This window comes from Xanthobacter autotrophicus, assembly GCF_030015065.1.
Lineage (GTDB): Bacteria > Pseudomonadota > Alphaproteobacteria > Rhizobiales > Xanthobacteraceae > Xanthobacter > Xanthobacter autotrophicus_D.
The window spans coordinates 1-4,146 of record NZ_JAIVFN010000202.1 but is presented as its reverse complement, the minus strand read 5'-3'; the positions used below and the strand labels follow the sequence as shown (position 1 = coordinate 4,146).

The 4,146-nt window shown below is 69.7% G+C and carries 3 protein-coding genes; all 3 read right to left on the bottom strand.

Going from position 1 to position 4,146, the window contains the following annotated elements; genetic code table 11:
* Positions 1 to 191: 191 nt before the first annotated feature.
* Genes K9U40_RS22150 through K9U40_RS22140 form a run of 3 tightly spaced genes read right to left on the bottom strand, consistent with a single transcriptional unit; the run spans position 192 to position 4,027 of the window.
* The gene (locus K9U40_RS22150) at positions 192 to 731 is read right to left on the bottom strand and encodes a sarcosine oxidase subunit gamma (protein WP_282892275.1); all 540 of its coding nucleotides are present in this window, start codon (positions 729 to 731) and stop codon (positions 192 to 194) included.
* On the bottom strand, positions 724 to 3,732 hold the full coding sequence (locus K9U40_RS22145) for a sarcosine oxidase subunit alpha family protein (RefSeq protein ID WP_282892274.1): 3,009 nt from the start codon (positions 3,730 to 3,732) through the stop codon (positions 724 to 726). The genes K9U40_RS22150 and K9U40_RS22145 overlap by 8 nt, the downstream gene beginning before the upstream one ends.
* Position 3,733: 1 nt before the next feature.
* Positions 3,734 to 4,027 carry a sarcosine oxidase subunit delta gene (locus K9U40_RS22140; protein WP_282892273.1) on the bottom strand — a complete coding sequence of 98 codons (294 nt, stop codon included), beginning with the start codon at positions 4,025 to 4,027 and terminating at the stop codon, positions 3,734 to 3,736.
* Positions 4,028 to 4,146: the final 119 nt, after the last annotated feature.

Below are 4,146 nucleotides of genomic sequence, written 5' to 3'. Positions count from 1 at the left end.
GGGGGAGGGCGACTGCCGCTTTTCCTGCCGCTGGGCTTTGCCCCGGCGCTCCTGCCCCCACACCAACCCTCCCCCGCACGCGGGAGAGGGAGCAGATCGCGCGGTCGGGCATGACGCTCCAAAAAACCCAAGCAAAAAGCGCGGGACGGATGGCCTCCGTCCCGCGCTTTCTTTTCACCCGACCCCCGCGATCAGGCGAATTCCTGTGCCACCTCGGTGAGGAAGCCGGACACATAGGGCGCGAACGAGCGCCAGCATTCCACCCGGAAGCCAGAACCCAGCCGCACCACCACCACGTCGGCCTTGCCGAGCAGGGTGCGGGTGGATGAGCCTTGCGGGAAGGCGGCATCGGAAAGGTCCAGCGCGATGCCGGCGTTCAGCACGTCCGCCGCGTTAGGGCCGGTGACGGCGATGCCCACATTGCGGTGCCCCACAGCCACCAGCGAGAAGAAGCGGCCAGCAAGGTCGGCCTCCAGCGCCGCCCGGGTGGCCGCGCCTTCGCCCTCGGGCATCACCAGCAGCCATTCGTCCGGGCCGAGACGGGCGGCGAAGCGCTCCGGCGTGCCATGGGCGGTGTTGAGAGCGCCGGCGAGGTCGAAGCCGCCGGCGGTGCCGGAAAAGCCCCTCAGCCGCAGCACGAAGCGATCGGCCGGGGGCAGGGGGGAGACGATGCCGCCCTTGCCCGCCGGCAGGATGGGGGTGCGGCGGGCGGTGGTGGGAGTATCAAGCATGGAGCACTCCTTCGCTCTGGATGCCGTTCACGCGCTTGCCTTCGGGATCGACGAACACCGGCGCCGTCACGGTCACGGCGGTGAAGCCGGTGGGGGTGGTGACATGCAGGGTCTCGCCCATGCGCGCCCGCCCGCCGGCAACCAGCGCCAGCGCGATGGGATGGCCAAGGCTGGGGCTGAGATAGGACGAGGTGACGTGCCCCAGCATGGTCATGGGCACCGCCTGAGCTGGATCGGCGACGATCTGCGCCCCCTCGTCCAGCACCGTGCGGCCGTCGCGGGAGACGAGGCCCACCAGCTGCTTGCGGTCGGCAAGGGCCATGTCGGGGCGCGCCAGCGAGCGCTTGCCCACGAAGTCGCGCTTCACTTTCGAGACCATGCCGGACAGGCCGAGATCGTCCGGCGTCACCGTGCCGTCGGTCTCCTGGCCGACGATGATGAAGCCGCGCTCGGCACGCAGCACGTGCATGGCCTCGGTGCCGTAGGGGGTGATGCCGAAGCGCTGGCCGTAATCGAACAGCGCTTCCCACACCGCGCGGGCGTGGTCCGCCGGCACGTTGATCTCAAAGCCCAGCTCGCCGGTGAAGGACACGCGCATGAGCCGGGTCGGCACGCCGCAAATTTCGCCGACGCGGACCGCCATGTGGGGGAAGGCCGCAGGCGCAAGGTCGATGCCGGTGACGAAGGGCGCCAGCACGTCGCGGGCGCGGGGACCCTGAAGGGCGATCACCGCCCATTCCTCGGTGGTGGAGGTGGCGAAGACGTTGAGGTCCGGCCACTCGGTCTGGAGATAATCCTCCATGTGGGCGAGCACGCGCGGCGCGCCGCCGGTGGTGGTGGTCACATGGAACAGGTCGGGGGCGAGGCGGGCGACGACGCCATCGTCGAAGATGAAGCCGTCTTCCTTCAGCATCAGCCCGTAGCGGCACTTGCCGCTCTCCAGCTTCAGCCAGGCATTGGGATAGATGCGGTTGAGAAATTCCGCCGCATCCGGCCCCTTCACCTCGATCTTGCCCAGCGTCGAGGCATCGAAGATGCCCACGCCCTCGCGCACCGCCCTGCATTCGCGCGCGACCGCCGCGTGCATGTCTTCCCCCGCCTTGGGGAAATACCAGGCGCGGCGCCACAGGGAGACGTTCTCGAACTTCGCCCCGTGCTCGCTCGCCCACTCATGCAGCGGCGCGGTGCGGATGGGGTCGAACAAGGCCCCACGCGCCGAGCCAATGATGGCGCCGAAGGTCACCGGCGTATAAGGCGGGCGGAAGGTGGTGGTGCCCACCTGGGGCACCGGCTTTTCCAAAATTTCCGACAAGAGGCCGAGGGCCGCCATGTTGGAGGTCTTGCCCTGGTCGCTGGCCATGCCGTTGGTGGTGTAGCGCTTCACATGCTCCACGCTCTCGAAGCCCTCGCGCACGGCGAGGCGGATGTCTTTCGCCGTCACGTCGTTCTGGAAGTCGAGGAAGGCGCGCACCTTCTTGGGATCGTCGTCCGTGGGCAGCACCCGCGCCGGGGCAAATCCCGTGGGCGTGGCGGGGGCGGCGGCGAAGAGGCGGGTGCCGTCCGCGCCCGCCGCGCTGCTGCCGGCGGCCCAGCCTTCGGCGAGGATGGCGCCAAGGTCGTAGGTGCCCTTGCAGGCGCCGGCCGAGCGCTCCTTCTGCACCGGGGTGCCGGGCACGAAGGCGTCGATGTCCTCGCGGAAGGCGAGCTTGCCGCGCGACTGGGAGTGGAGGTGCACGGAGGGCGTCCAGCCCCCCGAGACCCCGGCGCAATCGCACGGCAGGGTGCGCCGCGCGCCGACCTTGCCGGCGGTGAAGGGCGCCACGATGAGGCCGGTGAGCCCCTTGCCGCCGGTGGAGCCGACCACGGTGTGGCCGGCGAGGATCTCGATGCCCGAGGCCAGCGCCTTCTCCGGCCCGATGGCGCTTTCCGGCCGGGTGTCCACGATGGTCACGTCGAGCCCGGCGGCCTTGGCGTCCGCCGCCGCGGCATAGGCCGAGGCGCCATTGGTGGCGAACACGATGCGCCGGCCCGGCGCCACGCCGTAGCGGTTGATGTAGGCGCGCACGCTTTCCGCCAGCATGATGCCGGGGCGGTCATTGTCGGCGAAGGAGAGCGGGCGCTCGTGGGCGCCGGTGGCGATCACCACCTCTTGCGGCCGCACCTGCCACAGCCGCTCGCGCGGCAGCTTGGGGTCGGGCTTCTCCAGATGGTCGGTGACGCGCTCGGTCAGCACCACGTGGTTGTGGTTGTAATAGCCGAAGGCCGTGGTGCGCGGCAGAAGGGTCACGTTGGCGCGGGCGGCCAGCGTCGCCAGCGCCTGCGCCACCCATTGCGCGGCGGACATGCCGTCGATGGTGGCGGTGCGCTCGGCCAGGAGGCTGCCGCCCATCTCCGCCTGCTCGTCGGCGAGGATCACGCGCTTGCCGGTTTCCGAGACGGCGAGCGCGGCGGCAAGGCCGGCCGGCCCCGCGCCAACCACCAGTACGTCGCAATGGGCGTTGCGGTGGACATAGCGATCGGCGTCCGCCACGTCCGGCGCCACGCCGAGGCCGGCTGCCGCGCGGATCTTCGGCTCGTAGAGCTTGTCCCAGAACGAGCGCGGCCACATGAAGGTCTTGTAGTAGAAGCCCGCCACCAATACGGGCGACATCAGGTCGTTCACCGCGCCGATATCGTGCTCCAGCGAGGGCCAGTGGTTCTGCGAGGACAGCTTCAGGCCGCCCACCGCCTCGATCACCGTGGCGCGGTTGTTGGGATCGGTGCGGCCGGGGCCGCGATCCACCTTCAAGAGCGCGTTGGGCTCGTCGGAGCCGTGGGTGAGGATGCCGCGCGGGCGGTGATACTTGAACGAGCGGCCCACCAGGCGGATGCCGTTGGCGATGAGCGCGGAAGCCACCGTGTCGCCGGCAAAGCCCTCGACGGTCCTGCCGTTGAAGGTAAAGGCGAGGGGCTTCGTGCGGTCGATGCGGCCGCCCTTCGGGAGGCGATTGGATTGGGCCATCTCATTTGCCTCCTTCTGGGGGAAGGGCAGGGCGCGGCTGGCCCATCTCGTAGCTCGCGAGGAAGCTGTCGCTCACGGTGTTGCGCAGGGCGTTGAACCAGCGGCCGCAGCCGTGGGAATGCAGCCAGCGCTCAGCGTGGACGCCCTTGGTGCTGGCGCGCACGAAGAGATATTCGGCCCACCGGGCGTCATCGAGGGCGCCGGGGTCGGCCGGGCGGGCGATATGGGCCTCGCCGCCGCAGTGGAATTCCACCTCGGGGCGCGGTCCGCAATAGGGGCAGGGAACGAGGAGCATGGGCGGGCTCTCTGGAGCATTTTTAGCGAAAGTGGACACCGGTTTTGCTTGAAGAAAACGCGGCAAGGACACGGTCGGGAACCCTCTCCCGCCCGAAGCCGGATGTTTCCGGCTTCGGC

Coding starts and splice junctions, on each gene's coding strand:
- K9U40_RS22150 (WP_282892275.1), bottom strand. CDS start 731: ATGCTTGATACTCCCACCACCGCCCGCCGCACCCCCATCCTGCCGGCG.
- K9U40_RS22145 (WP_282892274.1), bottom strand. CDS start 3,732: ATGGCCCAATCCAATCGCCTCCCGAAGGGCGGCCGCATCGACCGCACG.
- K9U40_RS22140 (WP_282892273.1), bottom strand. CDS start 4,027: ATGCTCCTCGTTCCCTGCCCCTATTGCGGACCGCGCCCCGAGGTGGAA.